This window comes from Delftia sp. BGA-UO-ETr-SB1 (genome assembly GCF_059567865.1).
Genome location: NZ_JCAQOW010000005.1, coordinates 774,876 through 797,275, shown reverse-complemented (window position 1 = coordinate 797,275; position 22,400 = coordinate 774,876). Strand labels below are relative to the sequence as shown.

General features: G+C 70.1%; 19 protein-coding genes. 2 read left to right on the top strand and 17 right to left on the bottom strand.

Going from position 1 to position 22,400, the window contains the following annotated elements:
* The first annotated feature begins 1 nt into the window (after position 1).
* Together AC57B5_RS13770 and AC57B5_RS13765 are read left to right on the top strand one after the other, a co-directional pair.
* A complete protein-coding gene (locus tag AC57B5_RS13770) occupies positions 2–2,104 on the top strand; it encodes an acetate--CoA ligase family protein (protein WP_496399748.1) in 2,103 nt (700 codons plus the stop codon).
* 71 nt (positions 2,105–2,175) lie between these two features.
* Positions 2,176–3,513, top strand: a complete 1,338-nt coding sequence (locus AC57B5_RS13765) for an MmgE/PrpD family protein (protein WP_496399747.1) — start codon at positions 2,176–2,178, stop codon at positions 3,511–3,513.
* A 35-nt stretch (positions 3,514–3,548) separates the two neighbouring features.
* Here the strand turns inward: AC57B5_RS13765 and acs are convergent, their stop codons facing one another.
* The 17 genes from acs to AC57B5_RS13680 all read right to left on the bottom strand — a co-directional run bounded on the left by acs (position 3,549) and on the right by AC57B5_RS13680 (position 22,383).
* Positions 3,549–5,531 (bottom strand): acetate--CoA ligase, encoded by a 1,983-nt coding sequence (gene acs, locus AC57B5_RS13760; protein WP_496399746.1) that lies wholly within the window; start codon positions 5,529–5,531, stop codon positions 3,549–3,551.
* Between the two features lie 91 nt (positions 5,532–5,622).
* The gene (locus AC57B5_RS13755) at positions 5,623–6,534 is read right to left on the bottom strand and encodes an acyltransferase domain-containing protein (RefSeq protein WP_496399745.1); all 912 of its coding nucleotides are present in this window, start codon (positions 6,532–6,534) and stop codon (positions 5,623–5,625) included.
* Complete coding sequence (gene mdcB / locus AC57B5_RS13750) at positions 6,531–7,391, bottom strand: triphosphoribosyl-dephospho-CoA synthase MdcB (RefSeq protein ID WP_496399744.1); 861 nt, start codon at positions 7,389–7,391, stop codon at positions 6,531–6,533. The genes AC57B5_RS13755 and mdcB overlap by 4 nt, the downstream gene beginning before the upstream one ends.
* Positions 7,388–8,086, bottom strand: coding sequence for a malonate decarboxylase holo-[acyl-carrier-protein] synthase (gene mdcG / locus AC57B5_RS13745; RefSeq protein ID WP_496399743.1), 699 nt, complete (start codon positions 8,084–8,086; stop codon positions 7,388–7,390). The genes mdcB and mdcG overlap by 4 nt, the downstream gene beginning before the upstream one ends.
* A 14-nt stretch (positions 8,087–8,100) precedes the next feature.
* On the bottom strand, positions 8,101–8,802 hold the full coding sequence (locus AC57B5_RS13740; RefSeq protein WP_097203377.1) for a biotin-independent malonate decarboxylase subunit gamma: 702 nt from the start codon (positions 8,800–8,802) through the stop codon (positions 8,101–8,103).
* 5 nt (positions 8,803–8,807) lie between these two features.
* The gene (locus AC57B5_RS13735; protein ID WP_063327115.1) at positions 8,808–9,725 is read right to left on the bottom strand and encodes a biotin-independent malonate decarboxylase subunit beta; all 918 of its coding nucleotides are present in this window, start codon (positions 9,723–9,725) and stop codon (positions 8,808–8,810) included.
* A complete protein-coding gene (gene mdcC / locus AC57B5_RS13730) occupies positions 9,722–10,054 on the bottom strand; it encodes a malonate decarboxylase acyl carrier protein (RefSeq protein WP_012203694.1) in 333 nt (110 codons plus the stop codon). The genes AC57B5_RS13735 and mdcC overlap by 4 nt, the downstream gene beginning before the upstream one ends.
* A 10-nt stretch (positions 10,055–10,064) precedes the next feature.
* Entirely contained in the window at positions 10,065–11,747 is a 1,683-nt protein-coding gene (gene mdcA, locus AC57B5_RS13725) for a malonate decarboxylase subunit alpha (protein WP_034390705.1), read from the bottom strand.
* A 64-nt stretch (positions 11,748–11,811) separates the two neighbouring features.
* The gene (locus tag AC57B5_RS13720) at positions 11,812–13,185 is read right to left on the bottom strand and encodes an SLC13 family permease (RefSeq protein WP_496399742.1); all 1,374 of its coding nucleotides are present in this window, start codon (positions 13,183–13,185) and stop codon (positions 11,812–11,814) included.
* Positions 13,186–13,355: 170 nt separating this feature from the next.
* Positions 13,356–14,270, bottom strand: a complete 915-nt coding sequence (locus AC57B5_RS13715; protein WP_012203697.1) for a LysR family transcriptional regulator — start codon at positions 14,268–14,270, stop codon at positions 13,356–13,358.
* Between the two features lie 101 nt (positions 14,271–14,371).
* The gene (gene ssuD / locus AC57B5_RS13710; RefSeq protein ID WP_496399741.1) at positions 14,372–15,526 is read right to left on the bottom strand and encodes an FMNH2-dependent alkanesulfonate monooxygenase; all 1,155 of its coding nucleotides are present in this window, start codon (positions 15,524–15,526) and stop codon (positions 14,372–14,374) included.
* The gene (locus tag AC57B5_RS13705; protein ID WP_496399740.1) at positions 15,523–16,689 is read right to left on the bottom strand and encodes a sigma-54 interaction domain-containing protein; all 1,167 of its coding nucleotides are present in this window, start codon (positions 16,687–16,689) and stop codon (positions 15,523–15,525) included. The genes ssuD and AC57B5_RS13705 overlap by 4 nt, the downstream gene beginning before the upstream one ends.
* 9 nt (positions 16,690–16,698) lie before the next feature.
* Positions 16,699–17,880: an acyl-CoA dehydrogenase family protein gene (locus AC57B5_RS13700; RefSeq protein ID WP_012203700.1), complete on the bottom strand. Its 1,182-nt coding sequence runs from the start codon at positions 17,878–17,880 to the stop codon at positions 16,699–16,701.
* Positions 17,877–18,506, bottom strand: coding sequence for an FMN reductase (gene msuE / locus AC57B5_RS13695; protein ID WP_496399739.1), 630 nt, complete (start codon positions 18,504–18,506; stop codon positions 17,877–17,879). The genes AC57B5_RS13700 and msuE overlap by 4 nt, the downstream gene beginning before the upstream one ends.
* A gap of 271 nt (positions 18,507–18,777) precedes the next feature.
* Positions 18,778–20,079, bottom strand: a complete 1,302-nt coding sequence (locus AC57B5_RS13690) for an acyl-CoA dehydrogenase family protein (protein ID WP_496399738.1) — start codon at positions 20,077–20,079, stop codon at positions 18,778–18,780.
* An 89-nt stretch (positions 20,080–20,168) separates the two neighbouring features.
* Positions 20,169–21,533, bottom strand: coding sequence for an LLM class flavin-dependent oxidoreductase (locus AC57B5_RS13685; protein WP_013803957.1), 1,365 nt, complete (start codon positions 21,531–21,533; stop codon positions 20,169–20,171).
* 25 nt (positions 21,534–21,558) lie between these two features.
* Positions 21,559–22,383, bottom strand: coding sequence for a MetQ/NlpA family ABC transporter substrate-binding protein (locus AC57B5_RS13680; RefSeq protein ID WP_012203704.1), 825 nt, complete (start codon positions 22,381–22,383; stop codon positions 21,559–21,561).
* Positions 22,384–22,400: the final 17 nt, after the last annotated feature.

Below are 22,400 nucleotides of genomic sequence, written 5' to 3'. Positions count from 1 at the left end.
CATGAGCGAAGCCATTGCCAAGCTGCTGTCGCCGCGCAGCGTCGCCGTCATAGGCGCCTCTGCCGACCTGAAAAAGACCACGGGCCGCCCGGTGGCCTACCTGCAAAAGCACGGGTTTGCCGGCCGCATTCTTCCCGTCAATCCGCGCGTGGAGCGCATTGGCGATCTGGCCTGCTATCCCGATGTGGCCTCGTTGCCTGAAGTGCCTGATGTGGCCGTGGTGCTGCTGGGCGCCGAGCGTGCGCACCAGGCCGTCAGGGAGCTGTCGGCGCTGGGCTGCGCGGCAGCCATCGTGCTGGCCAGCGGCTACACGGAAACGGGCGAGGACGGGGCGCACCGCCAGCGGCAGCTGATCGAGGCGGCCGGCAGCATGCGCCTGCTGGGGCCCAACACCATCGGGCTGGTCAACCTGACCGACCGGATCGTGCTGTCGCCCTCGGGCGCGCTGGAGATGGACGAGTTCCCCGTCGGAGGCATCGGCGTCGTCTCGCAAAGCGGCGGCATCCTGGGCTCGCTGCTGTCGCGCGCCGCCGCGCGTGGCATCGGCCTGTCCAAGCTCATCTCCACCAGCAATGAAGTGGATCTGGAACTGGCCGACTTCATAGACCACCTGGCCGATGACCCGGCCACCAAGGTGATCGCGCTGTATGTGGAGACGGTGCGCCATCCCGCCAGGTTCCGTGCCGCCTGCCTGAAGGCCGCGCGTGCCGGCAAGCCCGTGGTGGCCTTCAAGATCGGCCGCTCCGAGGCCGGCGCCAAGGCCGCCGTATCGCACACGGGCGCCATGGCCGGAGCCGATCGCATGTACGACGCGCTGTTCCGCCAGGTCGGCGTGATCCGTGCGCAAAGCTTTGCCGACCTGCTGGACGTGCCCGCTGCGCTGGCCACGGGCCGCAGGCTGCGCGGCAAGCGCATCGCCATCCTGACGTCCACCGGCGGTGCGGGCACCCTGGTGTCGGACGATCTGGGCGTGGCCGGATTCGACACGCCGGCCCCTGACCAGGCGACGGCCGACGCACTACGCGCGCTGCAGACCGGCAGCGAGGCCGTGCTGGACCGCAACCCCATCGACGTGACCCTGGCGGGCCTGCGTCCCGACCTGCTGCGCGGCGCCATCCATGCCTTGCTGGCAAGCCCGAGCTACGACGCGCTGGTGATCATCGTCGGCTCCTCCAGCCTGGCCATGCCCGAGCTGCTGGCCGGTGCCATCCAGGACTGCCTGCCCCACTCCGACAAGCCGGTGCTGGCCTACGTCAGCCCGCATGCGCCGGAAATCGGCGCGCTGCTCACGCAACGCGGCGTGCCGGCCTTCGCTGCGGCGGAAAGCTGCACGGCCGCGCTGGCGGGCATGCTGCGCGTCAACGGCTTCCAGGGTGCGCCTTCCGAGCTGGTCGTCGGCAAGGACACCCTGCAGGAACCGGATCTGCCCGTTGGCTGCCTCGATGAAGCGCAGGCCAAGGCCGTTTTCCGCCGTTTCGGCGTGCCGTGCGCGGCCGAGCGTGTGGTGCGCACCGCCGAAGAGGCCGAAGCCGCCGCGCGCGAACTGGGCGGCCGGGTGGTGCTCAAGATCCTTTCGTCCCGGATCACGCACAAGAGCGATGTGGGCGGTGTCGCCGTCGGCCTGACTGCGCAAACCATAGGTGCCCGGTTGGGCGCGATGGTGGCCGACGTGCAGGCAAGGGCTGGCGTGCGCCCGGACCGGTTCCTGGTGCAGCAGATGGTGGCCGGTGGCACCGAGCTGATTCTTGGCCTGCACAAGGATGCGCTGGGTACCGCCGTGATGCTGGGCATGGGAGGCGTGACGGCCGAGCTGTTCCAGGACACCACGCTGCGGTTGCTGCCGGACGACGGCTCACAGCTGGGGGTGCTGAGCCTGTCTGACGCCCTGGAGATGGCCAGGGAGCTCAAGACCTGGCCGCTGCTGGACGGCTTTCGCGGCCGGCCCAGGGCCGATGCCGATGCGCTGGCCCATGCCATCGTCGCGTTCTCTGCAATGGCCGCCCGGCTGGGCGACCGCGTGATCGAAGCGGAGATCAACCCGGTGTTCGTGCTGCCGCAGGGCCAGGGCGTTTGCGCTGCCGATGGTGTGCTGGTTCTGGCCTGAGGGCGCCAGGTACTGCACATTTCTTCCAAAAAAAGACGGCCTCATTGAGGGCCAATCCAAGGAGACCACGCATGCATGCGACCGAAGTGTTCGGGCAGTTTGCCGCTCAATACCACCGTACCGAGCTTCCCGAAACCGTCATCCACCATGCCAAGCGTGCCGTGATCGACTGGTATGCCGCTTTGTTCCCGGGGCTGGGCGCGGCCCCTCTTGCACAGTTGGAGCAGGTGCTTGCCGAGGACCTGGACCGCGGCTCCTGCCGGCTTGGAAACGGCCGCATGGCCACGGCGCGGGCGGCGGCACTGTTCAACGGTTCGGCGGCCCATGCCGCCGAGGTGGACGACAGCTTCCGCGATGCCATGTACCACCCCGGGGCCGCAACCATTGCGGCGGCGCTGGCGGCAAGCCAGCAGGCAGGGGCCAGTGGCCTGGACTTCCTGCGTGCCGTGGTGCTGGGCTATGAGGTCTCCACCCGCATCGGCGTGACCCTGGGCCGGGCCCACTACCGCTTCTGGCACAACACCGGCACCGTGGGCGTCTTCGGGGCAGCGGCAGCCGCAGGGTATGCGTTGCGGCTGGATGCAGGGCAATTCGCCCATGCACTGGCCACGGCGGCCACCTTCTCTGCCGGGTTGCAGCAGGCATTTCGCATGGATTCGATGTCCAAGCCCTTGCATGCCGGGCGCGCAGCGGAGGCCGGCCTGCTGGCCGCGCAGCTTGCGCACCAGGGGGTGACGGGATCGCTGGACGTGCTGGATGGAGAACTGGGCCTGGGCCGCGCAGTCAGCGACGGACCCGACTGGTCAGACATCGGTGCGACGTTGGGCAGGGACTTCCACATCACCCGGCTCACCTTCAAGAACCACGTCGGCTGCGGCCATACGTTCGCCGCCATCGACGCCGCGCTGGCCTTGCGCAGCCAGCATGCCCTGCGGGCGGACGACATCTGCAGCGTGGCCGTGGCCACCTATGGCCCGGCCCTGGATATCGCCTGCTACACCGATCCTGCGACGGAAAACGAAGCCCGCTTCAGTCTTCGTTTCGTGGTGGCCACGGCCCTGGTCCATGGCAGCGTGCGGCTTTCGGCGTACAGCCCGGAGCGCCTGGCCGATCCCGCCGTTCGCGCAATGCTTGGGCGTGTCCAGGTGGCCGTGGACCCGCAAATCGACCGGGCCTTCCCTGGCAAGAGATCGGCACGCGTGGAAATCGTCACCAGGGATGGCCGCCGCCATGTCTGGTTCCAGCCGGACCGCAAGGGCGATCCCGAGCTGCCTTTGTCGGATGGGGAACTGGAGGACAAGTTCATGGAGCTTGCCGCGCCCGTCGCCGGCGAGGGACGTGCCCGGCAGCTGCTTTCCAACATCTGGGAGCTTGAACGGGCGGGCTGCCTTGCAGGCCTCGCAGCCTGACAGGGCTGCATCGCTTGTGGATTGCAGCCTGGCCTTCAGCAGGCCTGTGACAGCTGCTCCAGGATCGCCGGGTTCTCCAGGGTGGAGGTGTCCTGCACGATGGACTCGCCGCGTGCAATGCTGCGCAGCAATCGCCGCATGATCTTGCCGCTGCGGGTCTTGGGCAGGTTGTCGCCGAACCGGATGTCCCTGGGCTTGGCGATCGGCCCGATCTCCTTGGCCACCCACTCCCGCAGCAGCCTGGCGATGTCGGCCGCCTCGGCGCCGCTGGGCCGCGAACGCTTGAGGACGACGAAGGCGCATATGGCCTCTCCCGTCGTGTCATCGGGCCGCCCCACGACGGCGGCCTCCGCCACCAGGTCGGTCATGGCCACCAGGGCGGACTCGATCTCCATCGTGCCCATGCGGTGGCCGCTGACGTTGAGCACATCGTCGATGCGGCCGGTGATGGTGAAGTAGCCGGTGCGCGCATCGCGGACCGCGCCGTCTCCCGCCAGGTAGTAGCGGCCCTTGAATTCTTCGGGGAAGTAGCTGGCGACAAACCGCTCGGGATGGCCCCAGATGTTCCTGATCATGGAGGGCCAGGGGCGCTTGATCACCAGGATGCCGCTGTCGCCCCAGGGCAGCTCGTTGCCGGCCTCGTCCACCACGGCGGCGGCAATGCCCGGGAAGGCCAGCGTGCAGGAGCCGGGCACCAGGTCCGTGGCTCCGGGCAGCGGCGTGATCATGTGCCCGCCCGTCTCCGTCTGCCAGAACGTATCGACGATGGGGCAGCGGCCCCCGCCCACCTGCTCGTGGTACCAGTGCCAGGCGGCGGGATTGATCGGCTCGCCCACGGACCCCAGGATGCGCAGGCTGCCCAGGTCGTAGCGCGCGGGATGCACCTGCGCATCGGCGTCGGCGGCCTTGATCAGCGAGCGAATTGCCGTGGGCGCCGTGTAGAAGACCGTCACCCCATGGGCCTCGATCATTTTCCAGAAGCGTCCCGCGTCCGGGTAGGTGGGCACGCCCTCGAACACCACCTGCGTGGCGCCCAGCGCCAGCGGGCCGTAGGCGATATAGGTATGGCCGGTCACCCATCCGATGTCCGCCGTACACCAGAAGACATCGGAGGGCTGCAGGTCGAAGGTCCAGGCGCAGGTCACGGCGGCATGCAGCAGATAGCCTCCCGTGGCGTGCTGGACGCCCTTGGGGGTTCCGGTGGAGCCCGAGGTGTAGAGCAGGAACAGCGGATGCTCGGCCGGCACCCATTCCGGTTCGCAGACATCGCTCTGGGCTGCGGTGATTTCTTCAAGCCACAGGTCCCGGGGCTGGTGCATGGCGATGGCGGCGCCCGTGCGCCGTGCCACCAGCACGTGGCGGACCTGCTCGCAGCCGGGCTGGGCCAGGGCCTCGTCCACGATGCTCTTGAGGGGCAATTGCCGTCCTCCCCGCACTTGCTGGTCTGCCGTGATGACGGCGCAGGCCCCCGTGTCCGCGATGCGGTCGCGCAGCGCCGTGGCGGAGAAGCCGCCGAACACCACGCAGTGAATGGCGCCTATGCGCGCACAGGCCTGCATGGCGGCCACGCCGTCAATCGACATGGCCATGTAGATGACGACGCGGTCGCCCTTGCCGACGCCCAGGCTGCGCAGGGCGTTGGCCAGGCGATTGACCCTGGCGAGAAGCTGCGCATAGGTCACCTGCGTCACCGCGCCGTCATCGGCTTCGAAGATGAGGGCCGTGCGCTCGCCCAGCCCCCGCTGGATGTTGCGCTCCAGGCAGTTCCAGCTGGCGTTGAGCGTGCCGTCATTGAACCATTCGTAGAACGGGGCGCGGCTTTCATCGAGCACGCGCGTGAACGGGCGCTTCCACGCGACGAACTCGCGCGCGAGCCGGCCCCAGAACGCCTGGGGGTCGGCGTCCGCCTCCGCGACGAGCCGGTCATAGGCGGCGCGCCCGCTCACGCGCGCATTGCGGGCCAGCTCTGCAGGTGGGGGATAGGACGGTGCAAGGGACGGTGCAAGGTCTTGGCTCATGGTGGTTGTCTCCTGGGTCTAGAAATCAAGGGGGCACGAAGCCGGTGCAAAAAGCTCAGGCGCAAAGGCTGCGGCGCAAGGCTCCGGGGCTTCAGTCCCCGCAGTGCCTGCCTATCCAGCCTGCAATGGCCGCCGCGCTGCGGAAGTCGTCGCAGGAGCGGGCCGGAATGTCCGGATGGCGCTGGTTCCACAGGCGTGCCAGCGCCTGGCCGGGGCCGATTTCCAGAACGCACCGCACCTGGCGTGCGGCAATGCTGTCCATGCAGTCGTCCCAGTGCACCGTGCCCGCTATCTGCTCGGACAGGGCTGCACGGGCTCCTGCGGCATCACGCACCCGCCGGGCCGTGTTGCTGAACAGCGCCACGGCGGGCGCGTGCACGGCCACCTGGCCCAGGTCCTGTGCGAAGGCCTGTGCGGCCTGTCGCATCCACGGGGTGTGGGAAGCTACCTGCACGCGCAGCCGGGTGGCATGCGCGCCCTGGCGCACTGCCATCGCCTGCGCCTGCTCCAGCGCCGCATGGGGGCCGCCCAGGATGAGGTTCTCGGGGCCGTTGCGTATGGCCACGGCCAGCCCGGTCGTCTCCAGCAGGGCGGCCATGCGTGCGGGCGGGAGGCCGCTGACGGCCAGCAGCCCGCCGCCGGGTATCTGCTGGGCGCAGCGGTCCATGGCCGCCGCCCGGCGCGCGGCCAAGGCAACGATGTCGCAGGCATCCAGCGCGCCCGCGGCACCGAATGCGGGCAGTTCCCCCACGCTGTAGCCCGCCATGGTCGAAGGCGCGGGCAGTTGCTGGGACAGCTGCATCCACGCGGCCATGGCCAGGCCTGCCAGCAGGGGCTGGGCCACGGCGTTGGACTCGGCCCACGGCGCATCCGCCAACCTGTCGCGCCAGTGCGCAACCTGCAGCTGTTCGCAGACTGCCTGTGTCCATGCATCGTCTGCCAGCCAGGGAAGCATGGCGGGATGCTGCGTACCCTGGCCCGAAAACAGCAGTGCAAAGCTCATGGCCGCTCGCAGACACGCAGCACCCAGCAGGCCGCCGCCAGGGTGTCGGCCGCGCCGCCTGGTGAAAGGCGGCGCGCCACGAAATCGGCGCAAATGGCCTGCGCCCTGGACAGGCCTTCGGGATGCGCGCAGCCGCCCGCCTGGAGAAAGCGCCGCGCGGCATCCTGGCCATGGCGCAGCCCCTGCATGCCCGCGCGGTGGGCCATGTTGCAGTCGTCCAGCACCGCCATGATGTGGAACAGGGCCTCCAGCCGCGCCAAGGGGGCGGGCAGCCCGCTGGCATGCGCTCTGGCCAGCGCCGGCACGGCGGTCTCGAACAGGACGGGGAAACCCAGGGCCGCCTCCTGCGATGCACCCCGCAGGCCGTGGCGGCGCGCGGCGATGCCGCCGGGCAGGGCGGAGGCCCGCAGGCTGCGCTGCTGCAGCGCATCGCCCCAGTGGCGGCACAGGGCCTCGCGCAGCCATGCGGCGCCGGGAATGCAGTCCTGCTCGGCCAGCACCGCGCCGCCGGCCGCGCACAGCAGGCCCAGCATGAAGACGGCGCCACGGTGGGTGTTGATGCCGCCGGTGGCGGCCAGCATGCGCTGCTCCGCCTCGATGCCCAGGCGCTCCAGCACGGGGAACGATGCGCCCTGGCTGCCTGCCTGGGCCATTTTGGGGAAGTAGCTGCGCAGCGCGAACAGGCTGCGCATGAAGCTGTGGGCATCCATGTCGTCATGGCTGCCGCGGTCCACCAGGGTCACCAGGCCGGGCTTGGGTGTCAGCGACAGCTCGTCGTAGAGGGCCAGCGTGGCCGCGCGGCCGATATGCCCGGTCGATGGCAAGGCCCGGGCCGGGCGGAGAAGGGCAGGTTTCATGCAGGAACTCCAGGCGCCGCAGCCGACGCACACCATTCATGGTCTTCACGCAGTGCCACCCCGTGCAGGCCCTTGACCAGGACCGATCGCACCCTGCCTGCACGCCAGGCGGCCCATTCGCGCCAGGCCACGGCCCAGCCGCCGGGAAACACCAGCTCGGCATCCACGCGCGGGCCTTCCTGCGGGATGGCCTGCAGCAGGCTGGCCAGCCGATCGCCCTGTTCGGCGCCATTGACCGGAACCCAGAGGTCGATGTCCGAGCCTGGCCGCAGATAGGGCAGGCCCGTGATGCACTGCCACCCGTGGCTGCCGAAGACAAAGCCCGTCGCCCCGGCAGCGCGCAGGCACTGCTGCAAGGTGCCGTATGTGGCGAGGGGCGAGGCCGAGTACGAGATCGTGTGCGAGGCCATCAGCTCGTCCAGCGAGGGAAATTCGCGGGTGCCCATGGCCGCGCCGCGCGCCACATCGAAGCCCATGCGCCGCCGCTGCCAGCGCCCGGGCGCAGGCAGGCCCAACGCCATCAGGCCGGCGGCGGCATGGTCGGCCGACTGCCGCGCGACCACCAGCGGCAGTGCATGGTCGCGCCAGTGCGTGAGGATCTCGCGCGCCTGCGCATCCCAGGGGCGCTCCAGCAGGTCCGCCCAGGCCTGCGGGCCCAGGTCCACCAGCTGGTGGCGGTGCAGGGTGTCCAGCATGCTGCGGCCTGCCTTCATCCAGCGGCCAGGACGCGCTGCACCACCTCGGCGGCCAGCTTGCGGCCGCCGCGCTCGGCGCCGTCCAGAGCGCGCATGTCCTCGCGCGGGCTGTGGGCCAGGGCGTCGCGCAGCGCCGCCTGCAGATCGCCTTGCCACAGGCCGCGCACGCCGCCCATGGCCACGTAGTTGCCCACGCCGGGCGCGAACACCGGGTTGGACTCGGACAGGGCATTGAGCAGGGACTCGGGCAGCTTGGTGATGCGCGACATGGCGGGGATGCGCATCACGCGGATCTCGGCCTCGGGCAGGGCGTAGCAGGCATCGGCGATCAGGCCCGAGGTGATGAAGCCGCCCGACAGCGCCTGGTCATAGACCAGGCCGATGACGCGGTGGCCCCGGCGCCGTGCCAGGTCGATGCAGGTGCCCAGGTGGGCCATGGCGCGGTTGATGCCCAGCAGCTCGTCATGGCGGCGCAGTTGCTGGCCCTGCGTGTCGATCAGCAGCACGATGGGGCGGCCAGGGTGCGCGCCGACCGTCTCCAGTACCACGCGGGCCTGGGCCAGGGCCAGCCGCACGCCGATGGGCGCGTGGCCCGTGGTGCCGACGATGGTGAGGGGCTGGCCATCGAACACGGCGTGGCCTTCGAGGAAATCGCCGTTGGCGTGGATCTGGTGGCCGGGGCCGAACAGGTGCTCGGCAAGTGTGTTCCATTGCATGGCGGCTACTCCTGTGAAATGCCCGTGGCGGGCGTTGTGCGCAAGGCACGCACGGCGGCGGCGTCCAGGTCGGGTACGCGCCAGGCGTCGGGCACGCCCAGGGCCTGCCACAGGCGCATGGCCTCGTCCTGCGGGCCGATGGCGCTGCCCGCCTTGAGGGCGTCCAGGGTGTCCAGCCGCGCGCGCAGCAGCGCATGCTCCTGCAGCAGCCCTTCAAGACTCACCGGACGGGAGTGGTCCAGCGCGGCGATGGCGGCGGCGCGGAAGGCCTCGACATCGTCGGCCACCAGCGCATCGCAGTCGCCGCACAGCCAGCGGTGCTTGCCGCCGGTGGTGCGCCAGACCAGGGCGCGATCGCGCGCATCGAATTCATCGACGCCGTGCGAGGCCTCGATCACCTCCGGTCCCGACATGGCCAGGCGGCCGATGTCGCTCATCACCACCTGGTCGGCGCAGCGCGCCACGATGCCCATGCCGCCGAAGCAGCCGTTGGCTCCGCCGATGAGGACCACCACAGGGATGCCCGAGGCGCGCACGTCCAGCAGGGCGCGCATGACCTCCGACACCGCGATCAGCCCGGCATTGGCCTCATGCAGCCGAACGCCGCCCGACTCGGCCAGCAGCAGCACGGCCGCGGGCCGCTCCAGCAGGGCGCGGCGCAGCAGGCCCACGAGCTTGGCGCCATGCACCTCGCCCACGCCGCCGCCCATGAATTCGCCCTCCTGCGCGGCCACGAACACCGTGCGCCCGCCCAGCAGGCCCCGGCCGATGGCCACGCCGTCGTCAAAGGCGCTGGGCACGCCCAGCTGTGCCAGATGCGGGCTGGTCAGACGCTCGGAGGGCGGCAGCCATTCATGGAAGCTGCCGGCATCCAGCAACTTCGCCAGGCGCTCGCGCGCCGTGCATTCCGCGTAGCTGATCATGGCTGGCCTCCCTGCAGTTCGGCCAGGGCCTGGTCCAGCCGCAGGCTGACCACGGCCGGCGTGGCCCCCATGTCGTTGATGGACACGCGCACGCCGCCCACGGGGTGGCGCTCGCGGAAATCCTCCACCACGGCCTGCCAGATGGCGCCGAAGCCGTGTGCCGAGGTCTGCACCTGCACTTCGCAGCCATCGCCGCCCGTGCTCTCCAGCATCACCTCCAGGTTGCCCGAGCCGACCACGCCGACCAGGACGGGGGCAAAGGCGCCGGCCGGCCGGCCGCCTGCGAAGCAATAGCTCAGGGACTCCAGCCCTGCGGGTATCTCGCTCATATCGTCTCTCCTACCAGTTCCTGAATCGGCGGGGAGGCTGGTACAGCCCGCCCGAGGCCTGGGCCAGATCGCGCATGCTGCGCGCGGCCAGCAGATTGCGCGTGGCCTGGCGCGGGTCGATGCCCAGGTCCTGCGGACGGCGGATCACCCCGCGGTCACGCAGGTTCTCCACCATGCGACGGTCGCGCGCCAGGCCCACGGCCGTGTAGCCGGCCACGCCGCGGATGGCCTGCTCGCGCTCTTCGTCGCTGCGGCACAGCAGCAGGTTGGCAATGCCTTCCTCCGTCAGGATGTGGGTCACGTCCTCGCCGTAGATCATGATGGGCGGCAGGTCCATGCCGGCCTGCTCCTGCAGCGTCCAGGCATCGAGCCGCTCCACGAAGGCGGGCTGCATGTGCTCGCGGAAGGTCTCCACCATCTGCACCACCAGCTTTTGCCCGCGCGGCGTGCCTGCCGCGCCGCTGCGGCCCGCCCGCGCCTCGCGCCCGGCCTTGAGCCAGGCGGCGCTGGCATGGCGCCGGCCGCGCGCGTCCGCGCCCATGTTGGGGGCGCCGCCGAAGCCGGCAATGCGCCCCAGCGTCGCGGTGGAGCTGTTGCCGTCCAGGTCGATCTGCAGCGTCGAGCCGATGAACAGGTCGCAGGCATAGTGGCCCGCCGCCTGGCAGAAGGCGCGGTTGCTGCGCAGGCTGCCGTCGGCGCCGGTGAAGAACACGTCCGAGCGCGCCCGGATGTAGTCCTCCATGCCCAGCTCGGAGCCGAACGAATGGATGGACTCCACCCAGCCGGCCTCGATGGCCGGTATCAGCGCCGGATGCGGGTTCAGCGCCCAGTGCCGCGCAATGCGGCCCTTCAGCCCCAGCGATTCGCCATAGGTCGGCAGCAGCAGCTCGATGGCCGCCGTGTCGAAGCCGATGCCATGGTTCAGGCGCTGGACCTCGTACTCGGCGTAGATGCCCTTGATGGCCATCATGGCCATCAGCACCTGGATTTCGCTGATCTGGGCCGGGTCGCGCGTGAACAGCGGCTCGATGACGTTGGGCCGGGGCGCCTGCACGACGAAATGCACCCAGTCCGAGGGAATGTCCACGCGCGGCAGCGCCGTGGTGGTGCCATCCACCATCTCGTTGACCTGGGCGATGACGATGCCGCCCGAAAAGGCCGTGGCCTCGACGATGGCCGGCGTGTCCTCGGTGTTGGGGCCGGTGTACAGGTTGCCCTGGGCATCGGCCGCGTGGGCCGCCACCAGGGCCACCTTGGGCGTCAGGTCCACGAAGTAGCGCGCGAACAGCTCCAGGTAGGTGTGGATGGCCCCGATCTCCAGCTGCCGGGCCGAGACCAGCTTGGCCAGCCGCGCCCCTTGCGGGCCGGAGAAGCTGAAGTCCAGCCGCCGCGCGATGCCGTTTTCAAACACATCCAGGTGCTCCGGCAGCGCCAGCACCGACTGCACCATGTGCAGGTCGTGCACCTGCTGAGGATCGAGCTGGACCAGGGCGCGGGCCAGGAAGTCGGCCTGCTTCTGGTTGTTGCCTTCGAGGCAGACGCGGTCGCCGGGCGCCAGCACGGCGTGCAGCAGCTCGGTGATGGCGCCGGCATCGACGCGCTTGCCGGCCAGGCGCGGCCCGAGGGCGGCCTGGGCGCGCGCCAGCCTGGCGGCGCGCTCCCCGGCTTTGAGGTTCCAGGAGGGGTCAGTCATGGGATATCAGGGGTTGGCGTGACATGGAGGGGGCAGGGGGCGGGCGTTCCGTCGAAGTGCCTGGCTAGAGGACCACGAACAGCAGCCACACGAGCAGCGGCGCCACCAGGGTGACAAGGCCGCCGTAGACCATCAGCTGGCGGAAGAAGCGGTCGCGGTCCACGCCCTTGGCATTGGCCAGGACGAGGGCGCCGTTGGTCGAGAAGGGGCTGACATCCACGATGGTCGAGGACACGGCCATGGCCGCGATGAAGCCGACGGCGCTCACATCGGAGCCACCCTGCAGGAAGGGCACGGCCAGCGGAATCAGCGAGCCCAGCACCGCCGTCGAGGAGGCGAAGGCCGACACCACGGCGCCCACGAAGCACAGCAGCAAGGCCGCCACCAGGGGCGAGGTCAGCTGCGCCACGCTGTGGCCTACGAAGTCGATGGTGCCCATCTTGTCCATCACGCCCACATAGGTGCTGACACCCACGATGAGCATGATCTCGGGCCAGGACACCTGGCCCAGCGCGCGTTTTTGCAGGTTGGGCGCCATCAGCGTCAGCACCAGGCCGATGGTGATGGAGACAAAGCCGATGTCCTGCTTGAAGAACAGGGTGAGGACCGCGAGCGCCAGCAGGCCGACCACGGTGGCCACCTGGTAGCTGCGCGATTGCGGGGCGGCGTCCTGTTCAGGGGCGGCGCGCATCAGCGAGTCGCTGGAGCGTGCAGCCGTGTTGCGCTCCTCGGACAGGGCCTCGCCTTCGGCGTCGCCATACACCTGGGCGCCGCCCTGGGCATGCGAGACGCGCGGCGTGGCGGGCACGCTGCCATCGGCATCGGCCTTCATGCGCATCAGCCGGGCGCCGCCCATCAGGAAGAACAGCAGCACGGCCACGGCCAGGTTGACCCCCATGCTGGCCAGCATGGTGGCCATCTCGTTGAGCGGCAGGCCCGCCTTGGCCACGATCTTGTTGGTGATGCCGCCGTAGATGCTGATGGGCGAGAAGCCGCCGCCCTGCGCGCCATGGATCACCAGCAGACCCATCATCAGCGGATTGATGCCGTACTTGGCGGCAAAGCCCAGGGCAATGGGCGCGATGATGGCCACGGCCGCAGGGCTGACGGCGCCCACCGCCGTCAGCAGGGCCGCAATGAAGAACATGATCCACGGTATGGCGGCAATGCGCCCGCGCACGGCGCGCACCGCCATGCGGACCAGCCAGTCGATGGTTCCGTTGTTCTGCGCCAGCGCGAACAGGTAGGTGATGCCCGCCAGCGTCAGAAACAGGTCGGCGGGAAAGCCGCCAATGATGGCCTTGGTCCCCATGCCGGCCACCAGGGTGCCGACCAGGAAGGCCCCGACAAAGGCCAGCAGGCCCATGTTGATGGGCAGTGCCGTCGCCAGGACGAACATGCCTATGAACGCGCCAATCGATATCCAATGGGAATTCATGCGATGTCTCCGGTTTTTTATGCGCCTGCAATACGTGTGCATGCTGGTATGCACGGTACGCGGCGGCCCGGAGCGCATCAATAAAGCGCGAGCGCCAACAATTACGCAGAGAGAAACAATGAAGGGTTAACCCGGCGAAGCGGGGCTGTCGCCCCCGGCATGCCGCCGGGTCAGCCGAGCTGCCCGTCCGCGAGGCGGCACACGCTGAGCAGGGCCAGCAGGTTGGGGTCGCGTTCGCGGGAGCGCAAAAAGGTCAGCACGATGGTCTGGCGCATCAGATACCTGGCCTGCAGCGGTATCAGCTGCACCTTCTGCGGCATCACGCCGCGCACCCGCCCGGGCAGCAGCGTGTAGCCGACGCCGCCGCTGACCAGGTTCATCAGCGAGAAGATGTCATCCGTCTTCATCACCACGTTGGGCGTGAAGCCGGCCACCCGGAAGGACTCGATGAAGCCGCCATAGGTCGCAAAGCCTTCGCCCAGGCTCACGAAGTTCTCGCGCGCCATGGCGCCCAGATCGACCTCGGCCAGATGCGCATAGGGCGATCCCACGGGCGCGGCAAAGAAAATGTCGTCCTCGAACAGCAGCTGCGTCTGCATGTCGGCGGCGTTGTCCGGCATGGCCATCAGCGCCGCGTCCAGCGTTCCGTTGCGCAACCGCTCCAGCAGGCCGGCGTTCGAGCCCAGCACCAGTTCGGTCTGCAGATCGGGGCGGCGCAGCTTCAGCGCCATCACCAGCGCCGGCACGGTGCGGTTGGTCAGGGAGTACAGCGAGCCGATGCGGATGCGGTCCGCCGAGTAGCCTGCCACCTCGCGCGTGGCGCGTATGCCCTCGGACATGGTGGCCAGCACTTCCCTGGCGACATCGGCCAGGGTCTGCGCTGCCTCGGTGGGCTTGAGGTTGCGCCCCTCGTGCCGGAACAGGGCGCAGCGCATGCCGGCCTCCAGCGCATGCAGGGCGCGGTGCACGCTGACCGAGCTGGTCTCCAGCCGTTCCGCCGTCTTGGCGAGATTGCCTGTCTCCAGGAAGGCGAGCAGCACCTCCAGTCTGCGGAAGGTTATTTCGTCATCGATTCTCAGGCTCATGGCAACGTCACGCTCTCATCGTGGGGGACGGGCGGATTGTGGCGTTGATCGCGTTGCGTGCACAGACTCCGGTCTGTGCGGGGGCCGGGGCCCCGGGTGGCTCACGATGCGGATTGGCTGCGCTGGATGCTGCGGATGTCGAAGGCGCCGCCGGTCTGGGCCTGGTCGCTGGTGGTGACGGCCCGCTTGCCGAGCAGGGGGAAGACCAGCTCGGCAAAGCGGATGGATTCCTCCAGGTGCGGGTAGCCCGAGAGCACGAAGCTGTCCGCGCCCAGCGCGGCGTACTCGCGCAGGCGCTCGGCCACGGTGGCGGCATCGCCGACCAGGGCCGTGCCGGCGCCGCCGCGCACCAGGCCCACGCCGGCCCAGAGGTTGGGCGCCACCTCCAGCCGGTCGCGCCGCCCGCCGTGCAGCGCGGCCATGCGCGACTGGCCCACGGAGTCCATGCGCGCATAGCCGGCCTGGGCGCGGGCGATGTCCTCGTCGGTGAGCTTGCTGATCAGGCGCTCGGCATCGGCCCAGGCCTCCTCGTTGGTCTCGCGCACGATGACGTGCAGCCGCACGCCCAGGCGGACCTGGCGGCCCTGCTGCGCGGCGCGGCGGCGGATGTCGGCGAACTTTTCGGCCACGGCGGCGGGGGGCTCGCCCCAGGTGAGGTAGGCGTCCACCTGGCGCGCAGCCAGGTCGTGGGCGGCGTCCGAGGAGCCGCCGAAGTACAGCGGCGGATGCGGCTTTTGCACCGGGGGAAAGAAGTTGCGGCCATGCTTGACCTTGAAGTATTTGCCGTCGAAGTCCACGGCCTCGCCGGCCAGCAGGCGGCGCCAGATGGTCAGGAATTCATCGGCGTAGGCATAGCGTTCGTCGTGGGCCAGGAAGATGCCGTCGGCCTCCAGCTCGGTGGCATCGCCCCCGGGCACCACGTTGAGCAGCAGGCGCCCGCCCAGGGCCTGGTCCAGCGTGGCGGCCTGGCGCGCGCTGGACACGGGCGCGCCCAGCGAGGTGCGCAGGGCCACCAGCAGCTTGATGCGCTGCGTGACGGGCACCAGGCTGGAGGCGACCACCCAGGGGTCCAGGCAGGAGCTGCCGGTGGGGATCAGCAGGCCGTCGTAGCCCAGCTCCTCGGCCGTGACGGCGATCTGGCGCATGTAGGCGTTGGTGGGGGCGCGGCCGAAGTCGGAGGTGCCGAGGTAGCGCGTGTCGCCCGAGGTGGGCAGGAACCAGAAGATGTCTGGCGATGCGTGGGGGTCTTGGCTCATGGGATCTCCGGGGACGATGGAAAAGACGGTGGCGCGGCCTCGCCCGGCACCTGGCCCAGGCGCTGCAGCCGCGCGCGCACCACGCTGCGGCTGATGCCCAGCTGGCGCGCGGTCTGCACCTGGTTGCCGCGGTTGCGCTGCCAGGCCTTGAGCAGCAGGGCGCCCAGCACGTGCTGCTCCAGGCCTTCGGCATGCACGTCGCACAGGCTGTCCAGCGCTTCGCCCAGGGCCAGTTCGGCGGCGGCGGCCTGGGCGCCGTGTTCGGCCTCGCGTGTGGGGACGGGATCGGGCTCGCCCTGGCTGCTGGCGATGTGCAGGTCACCCGCGCCGATGTGCATGCCCTGGGTCAGCAGCAGGCTGCGGTGGATGACGTTCTCCAGCTCGCGGCTGTTGCCGGGCCAGTCGTGCTCCAGCAGCTTGCGCTGCGCGTCCTGGCTCAGTGCCATGGGCGCGTAGCGCATGCGCTGGCAGTAGCTCGCGATGAAGTGCCGCGCCAGCGGCAGGATGTCGGCCGGGCGCTGGCGCAGCGGCAGCACGGTGAGGGTGACGACATCGAGCAGGTAGTACAGGTCTTCGCGAAAGCGCCGCGCCGCCACCTTGGTGTGCAGCGGCGCGCTGCTGGCCGCGAGCACGCGCACATCGGCCGGCGTGCGCTGGCTGGCGCCGATGCGGGTGACCGCCTTGTCCTGCAGCACGCGCACCAGCTTGCTCTGGATGTGCAGGGGCAGGTCGTCGATCTCGTCCAGCAGCAGGGTGCCGCCGTGGGCGTCCTCGAAGCGGCCGGGCAGGTTGCCGAAGGCACCCGTCAGCGCACCGCTTTCGTGGCCGAAGAGCTCGGCGTTGATCAGGGCCTCGGACAGCGCGCCGCAGTTGACGGCGACAAAGGGGCCGTGGCGGCGCGGGCTCAGGCGGTGGATGTGGCGGGCCACCATTTCCTTGTCGGCGCCGCTGTCGCCCAGGATGAGGACGCCGGCCTCGCTGGCGGCCACCTGTCCCATGGTCTTGAGCAGGGCCTGCGAGGCCGGGTCTTGCAGTATCCACGGCGCGGGCGCGGCGCCGTCATCGTGCGCGGCAGAGGCTGCGGGCGCAGGCACGGTTGCAGGTACGGGCGCAGGTGTTGCCGAGGACTTGCCGGGCGGCCAGGTGGGCAGACGGGTGTTCATGGCGCGGCGTCACGAATAGAAGCTGGGCTGCGGATGGGTTCCGTTGAGCACCCAGTCGCCCAGCTCCTGCAGCTTGTAGTGCAGCGGGTCGTGCAGCGTCTGCGTGCGCAGGTTGCGCCAGAAGCGGTCAAAGCGCAGCGCCGCGTGCGTGGCGCGCGCGCCCGTGGCCTCGAAGATGCGGCTGGACAGGTCCAGCCCCGAGCGCGTGGTGGCAATCTTGGCGGCCGTCACGGCCACGGCGACTTCGCCGCGCTCGTGGGCGGTCAGTGCCGGGCCACGGCGCCAGGCGGCGTCAAAGCGCTGCGCGGCCTGCAGGGTCAGCAGGCGCGCGCCTTCCAGCGCGGCCCACAGCTCGCCATACAGCGCCTGGATGTGGGGGTCTGCGCCGGCCGCATCGGCCGGGGACTTGAACCAGGGCCGCGCCTCGTTCAGCGTGTAGCCGCGCGCCTGCTCCAGCGCGCCCTGGGCAATGCCCAGGAACAGATGGGCCAGGATGAGCTGGGCCAGCAGCGGGCGCAGCGCGGCATGCGGCGTGGACAGCGGGCCGGGGTCCAGCAGCAGCTCGGCCGCCTCCACGCGCACGCGCTCGAACAGGGCCGAGCCGCTGTCGGTCTGGCGCTGGCCCATGTTGTCCCAGTCGCGCAGCAAGGTGATGCCCGTGCGCTCCGTGGGCACCACGCCGATCAGCAACTGGCCGCTGTCGGCATCGATGGCCGAGGCCACCAGCATCTGCGAGTCCAGCGCGCCCGAGGTGAAGCTTTTCTTGCCCGAGAACTCCCAGTGGCCGGGCTGGCGCGTGGCCGTGGTGCGGCGGTCCAGAGGGTTCAGCGTATTGCCCCAGAACCAGCGGTGGCGCGCCGTCTGCAGCAGCCAGGGCCGCCACTGGGCGGGCTGGCCGAACAGCTGCACGGTGGCCAGGTGCAGGTGCTGGAAGCCGTAGACATGGGCCAGCGAGCCGTCTGCCGTGGCCAGAATGCGCACCGTCTCCAGCGTCTGCACCCAGTCCGCGCCCAGGCCGCCCAGCTCGCGCGGAATGCTCAGTGCCAGCAGGCCGCTGGCGCGCAGCGCATCGCGCTCGGCCTTGGGCGTGCCGCCTGCGGCATCGCGCCGGGCTGCCGTGGCGGCAAGGCGCTGCGCCAGATCCTGCGCAGTGGCTATCGGGTCCGCAGGGACGGCCTCTGCCTGGCTCACGCGGACTGCCCGGCCAGGGCCAGGTCGGCGGCTTCGGGAACAGGCCGCTGTGCCTCGGCTTCGGCCTGGGCCTGCACCAACTGCTGCAGCGCACCGCGCAGCACCGGGGCCGACAGCTGCACGGTCAGCTCGATGCGCTGGCGCAGCGATTCGCTGTGGACCTGGCCGCCCTGGATGTCCTCGGGCGTGGAGTACACGCCAATGGGCAGGGTGAGGGCCGAGAAAAAGCCGAACAGCGGGCGCAGCTGGTGGTCCAGGATGAGGGCGTGGCGCGGGCTGCCGCCAGTGGCGGCCAGCAGCACGGGCGTGCCCTGCAGCGCGTCCAGGTCGATGAGGTCGAACAGGTGCTTGAGCAGGCCCGGCAGGCTGGCGCGGAAGACCGGCGCGCCGACGATGAGGAAGTCGGCCTGCTCGATGGCCTCGATGGCCTGCAGCGTGGCCGGCGGCAGGTCGTTCTTGGACAGGGCCGCGCCCAGATGGGGCTGCAGGTCCAGCAGGTCGATGACCTGTGCCTGCAGCGGCAGCTCCTGGCCCAGGCGGGCATGCAGGGCGTCCAGCAGGACACGGGTGCGGGAGGGGCGGCTCAGGCTGCCATTGACGATGACAGTCTTCAGCGATCGGCTCATGGAAACTCCTTGGCGTGGGTTCCAGGAGGCAGCGCGGCATGCGGTTTGCGAAGACTGCCAGCCCGGACGAGGTGGGATGGATGCCTTCATTACAGGGCCGAACGCCGGTATGGCGAAAGAAACTTAACGCATTTGCTTATCGGTTTGGGTGCCTTGGCAAGTGCTTGTTTCTGAAAGGGATTTTGTGGCGCATGGCATGTGCTAATGCGTTCTGGCGATATGGGCACGGCCGCTGCGCCCGTCCCTGCGCAGCGCGGCCGCGCAAGGGCCTTCAGCCCGCCACGCCCGTCACGCCCACGTGCCAGTAGTAGATGGGGTCGGCGCCGTTGAGCAGGATGTCGCCCGCCGAGCGGGCCTTGTACAGCACGGGGTTGTGCGAGGCCAGGGTGCGCGCATTGCGCCAGTGGCGGTCCAGTGCCAGGTCTTCGGACAGGGCGCTGGAGCCGCCCACCTCGAACAGCCGCGCGGCCGCCTGCAGCACGGGATCGACCACGGCCACCTGGGCCTGGGCCGTGCGCAGCTCCAGGGCATGCAGCTGCTGCAGCGGCACCTCGCGCCCGGCCTCGCGCTCGCGCGCGATGCGGCCCAGTTCGGCGGCGACGTCGGCCACGGCCAGTCCTGCGATGTAGGCCGTGCCGGCCAGCTGGCCGACGATGTGCTGCACCAGCGGATCGTCCTTGGGCAGGGTGGCGCTGCCGTGGCTGAACACGCGGCGGCGCGCCTGCACATAGGCGATGGCATCGCGCTGCAAGGCCCGGGCAATGCCGGCCAGGGTGGCCAGGTGGGCCAGCTGGAAATAGGCCACCAGGGGCGTGGGCTGGGCGCGCGGGAAGCGGATCACGGCGTCGTCGGGCACGCGCACCTGGCTGAGCACGGTGGTGCCCGAGCCGGTCAGGCGCTGGCCAAAGCCGCGCCAGTCATCGAAGCGCTGCACGCCGGCCTCCGAGGTGGGCACGACGGCGTGCACGGTCTGGTCTTCCTTGCCCGGCTCCACCGCGCGCGCCACCACGGTCACCCAGTCGGCATACAGCGTGCCCGTGCTGTAGAACTTGCGCCCGTCCAGCCGCCACCAGCCGGGCTGCGTGTCGGGCACCAGGGTGGTCTGCAGCGTGCCCAGGGTGCCCGTGCCCACCTCGGTGGTGGCATTGCCGAACACGGCGCCGCGCGCGGCCAGCGGCAGCCAGCGGGCCTGGGTGGCGGCATCGCGGTCGATGAGCACGCGGTCCAGAAAGCCGAAGTGCGGGCGCAGGATCTGGGCGACGTTGGAGTCGGCCTCGGCCAGCTCGGTCCACAGCGCGAACAGCTGCTCCACGCTGGCGCCGACCCCGCCAAGGCGGCGCGGCACGCGCAGCGCGGTGAAGCCGCTGTCACGCAGCCAGGCGATGGGTTCATGGGCCAGGCTGCGCGTGCGTTCGCGCTCGGCCGCACCCTGGGCGATGCGGTCGAACACGGGGCGAAAGCGCGCCTGCAGGGATGGCAGCGAGGGCGCGTCGGGATCGGCGGGGCCGTCTGTGGTTGGGCCGGGCGCCGCGTAGGCTGCAGGCTCGGTGGCGCAGGGGAGGGTGGTGGTCATGGCTTTGCAAATTCAAAGGCCCGCCAACCCGGCCTGCCTGCAAGGCAGAGCCGGGCCACGGGCCGGTGGGAGGAGGGTGGCTAAGGACTTCAACGCCGCCAGCGCGCGGCGGCGTGGCTGGCGGGCAGGCGGTCGCCCTGGCCGAACAGGCGCTGGCGCAGCGTGGCGTCCTCGCCGTAGCTGGTGCGGTAGCGGCCCCGGTTCTGCAGCTCGGGCACGACCAGGCGGGCGAAGTCTTCCCAGGTCTCGGGCGCGACGATGCGGGTCAGGTTGAAGCCGTCGATCTCGCCCACATCGATCCAGCGCTCCAGCTCGTCGGCCACCTGGGACGGGTCGCCCACGATGGTGGCGTAGCGGCTGCCCAGCGTGAACTGCTCCAGCAGCTTGCGCCGCGTGGTCCAGCCCTGCTTCTGGGCGGCCTGGGCCGCCGACTGGATGGCGTTGGTGTTGCCGAAGGAGATGGGGTCGTCCAGCCCGTACTGCGCAAAGTCCACGCCGGTGCTGGCGGCAAAGTGGGCCAGCCCGCTTTCCGCGCTGGCATGGGCCAGGTAGTCGGCGTATTTCTCGCGCGCCTCGGCCTCGGTGCGGCCGGGCACCACGGCCACGCCGGCGTAGATCTTGATGTCCTCGGGACGCCGGCCCGCGTCCACGGCGGCCTGGCGCAGCTGGCGCGAGGCCTCGCGCGCGGCCTCGGGCGTGCGCGCGCCGATGAAGATGCCCTCGGCGTGCCGGCCCGCAAAGCGCAGCCCGCGCGGCGAGGTGCCGGCCTGGAACAGCACGGGCGTGCGCTGGGGCGAAGGCGCGCTCATGTGGATGGCGTTGGCGCGGTAGAACGGCCCCTCGTGCACCACCGGGTGCACCTTGCCGGGCAGGGCGTGGATGCGCCGCGCCTTGTCGGCGATCACGGCACCCTCTTCCCAGCTGCCTTCCCAGAGCTTGTAGGAAAGCTCCAGGAAGTCGTCGGCGCGGTCGTAGCGGCTGTCGTGCTCGGCCAGGCCGTCCTGGCCCAGGCCGCGCGCGCCGCTGTCCACATAGCCGGTGACGATGTTCCAGCCGATGCGGCCGTTGGTCAGCTGGTCCAGCGTGGTCACGTCGCGCGCGAAGGTATAGGGCTGGTGCGCGCCCACGGTGGCCGTGAGGCCGAAGCCGATGTGCCGCGTCACCGCCGCCATGGCCGAGACCAGCAGCCAGGGGTTGTTGACGGGCAGCTGTATGCCTTCGCGCAGGGTCAGGTCCACGCCGCCCTGGTAGACGTCGTAGTAGCCGACCACATCGGCGATGAAGATGCCGTCGAACAGGCCTTCCTCCAGCACCCTGGCGATGTGGGTCCAGTAGGCCAGCGTGCCGTACTCGGTGGAGCGGTCGCGCGGATGGGTCCACAGGCCGTGGTGTATGTGGCCCACGCAGTTCATGTTGAAGGCGTTGACGTGGATGTGGCGCTTGGCTTGCGTCATGGGGCGGGTCCTGCAGTCCGTTGCGTCAGTTCTTCAACCAGGCCAGGCGGTAGAGCTTCTGGTCGTTCAGGTAGAAGGCGTGGATGGTCTTGCGCACCACGTCGGAGTTTTTGTAGATGTCCAGGAAGCGGGCGATGCGCGGGTCGGCCGCGCGGTCGCTGCGGGCCACGAACTGGATGGCCCAGGAGTCGTCCTCGTAGCTGGTGTAGGCCAGGCCCTTGCTGGCATCGAAGGCCTTGGAGGCGATGATGAAATACGGAAATCCCTGGGCCAGGTCCACGTCGGGCGTGGTGCGGGCCAGCTGCGGGCCCTCGATCTCCACGAACTGCAGCTTCCTGGGGTTGGAGACGATGTCCGCCTGGGTGCCCAGCAGTCCGGTGTCGGGGCGCAGCGTGATCAGGCCCGCGTGCTGCAGCAGGCGCAGGCCGCGGCCCACGTTGACGGGGTCGCTGGCAATGGCCACCTTGGCGCCCGTGGGCAGGTCGGCCAGGGATTTGTGGCGCGTGGAGTACAGGCCCAGATAGGACAGGATGCCCGCCTGCACGCTGGTGAACTTGAAGCCCTTGCTGCGCGCTGCATTGGCCAGGTAGTTGCTGTTCTGGTAGTAGTTGAGGTCGATGTCGCCCGCGTCCAGCGCCACGTTGGGCGTGGCCCAGTCGGTGAATTCCACCACCTGCACGTCCAGGCCCTGCTTCTTGGCTTCCTTGGCGGCGGCTTCCACCGAGTCCGCGAAGATGCCCGGCACCACGCCGATCTTCAGGGGCGCGGCCAGGGCGCTGCCCGCGAGCAGGGCAGCGCCCAGGAAGGCGGCCAGCCGGGGCCAGAGGGTGGGGGAGGTCGTTGTCATCATTGCATTCCTGTGTCGTT

What these genes read in the sequence shown, in the direction of transcription:
- AC57B5_RS13770 (WP_496399748.1), top strand. Translation starts at nt 2, where the DNA reads ATGAGCGAAGCCATTGCCAAGCTGCTGTCGCCGCGCAGCGTCGCCGTC.
- AC57B5_RS13765 (WP_496399747.1), top strand. Translation starts at nt 2,176, where the DNA reads ATGCATGCGACCGAAGTGTTCGGGCAGTTTGCCGCTCAATACCACCGT.
- acs (WP_496399746.1), bottom strand. Translation starts at nt 5,531, where the DNA reads ATGAGCCAAGACCTTGCACCGTCCCTTGCACCGTCCTATCCCCCACCT.
- AC57B5_RS13755 (WP_496399745.1), bottom strand. Translation starts at nt 6,534, where the DNA reads ATGAGCTTTGCACTGCTGTTTTCGGGCCAGGGTACGCAGCATCCCGCC.
- mdcB (WP_496399744.1), bottom strand. Translation starts at nt 7,391, where the DNA reads ATGAAACCTGCCCTTCTCCGCCCGGCCCGGGCCTTGCCATCGACCGGG.
- mdcG (WP_496399743.1), bottom strand. Translation starts at nt 8,086, where the DNA reads ATGCTGGACACCCTGCACCGCCACCAGCTGGTGGACCTGGGCCCGCAG.
- AC57B5_RS13740 (WP_097203377.1), bottom strand. Translation starts at nt 8,802, where the DNA reads ATGCAATGGAACACACTTGCCGAGCACCTGTTCGGCCCCGGCCACCAG.
- AC57B5_RS13735 (WP_063327115.1), bottom strand. Translation starts at nt 9,725, where the DNA reads ATGATCAGCTACGCGGAATGCACGGCGCGCGAGCGCCTGGCGAAGTTG.
- mdcC (WP_012203694.1), bottom strand. Translation starts at nt 10,054, where the DNA reads ATGAGCGAGATACCCGCAGGGCTGGAGTCCCTGAGCTATTGCTTCGCA.
- mdcA (WP_034390705.1), bottom strand. Translation starts at nt 11,747, where the DNA reads ATGACTGACCCCTCCTGGAACCTCAAAGCCGGGGAGCGCGCCGCCAGG.
- AC57B5_RS13720 (WP_496399742.1), bottom strand. Translation starts at nt 13,185, where the DNA reads ATGAATTCCCATTGGATATCGATTGGCGCGTTCATAGGCATGTTCGTC.
- AC57B5_RS13715 (WP_012203697.1), bottom strand. Translation starts at nt 14,270, where the DNA reads ATGAGCCTGAGAATCGATGACGAAATAACCTTCCGCAGACTGGAGGTG.
- ssuD (WP_496399741.1), bottom strand. Translation starts at nt 15,526, where the DNA reads ATGAGCCAAGACCCCCACGCATCGCCAGACATCTTCTGGTTCCTGCCC.
- AC57B5_RS13705 (WP_496399740.1), bottom strand. Translation starts at nt 16,689, where the DNA reads ATGAACACCCGTCTGCCCACCTGGCCGCCCGGCAAGTCCTCGGCAACA.
- msuE (WP_496399739.1), bottom strand. Translation starts at nt 18,506, where the DNA reads ATGAGCCGATCGCTGAAGACTGTCATCGTCAATGGCAGCCTGAGCCGC.
- AC57B5_RS13690 (WP_496399738.1), bottom strand. Translation starts at nt 20,079, where the DNA reads ATGACCACCACCCTCCCCTGCGCCACCGAGCCTGCAGCCTACGCGGCG.
- AC57B5_RS13685 (WP_013803957.1), bottom strand. Translation starts at nt 21,533, where the DNA reads ATGACGCAAGCCAAGCGCCACATCCACGTCAACGCCTTCAACATGAAC.
- AC57B5_RS13680 (WP_012203704.1), bottom strand. Translation starts at nt 22,383, where the DNA reads ATGATGACAACGACCTCCCCCACCCTCTGGCCCCGGCTGGCCGCCTTC.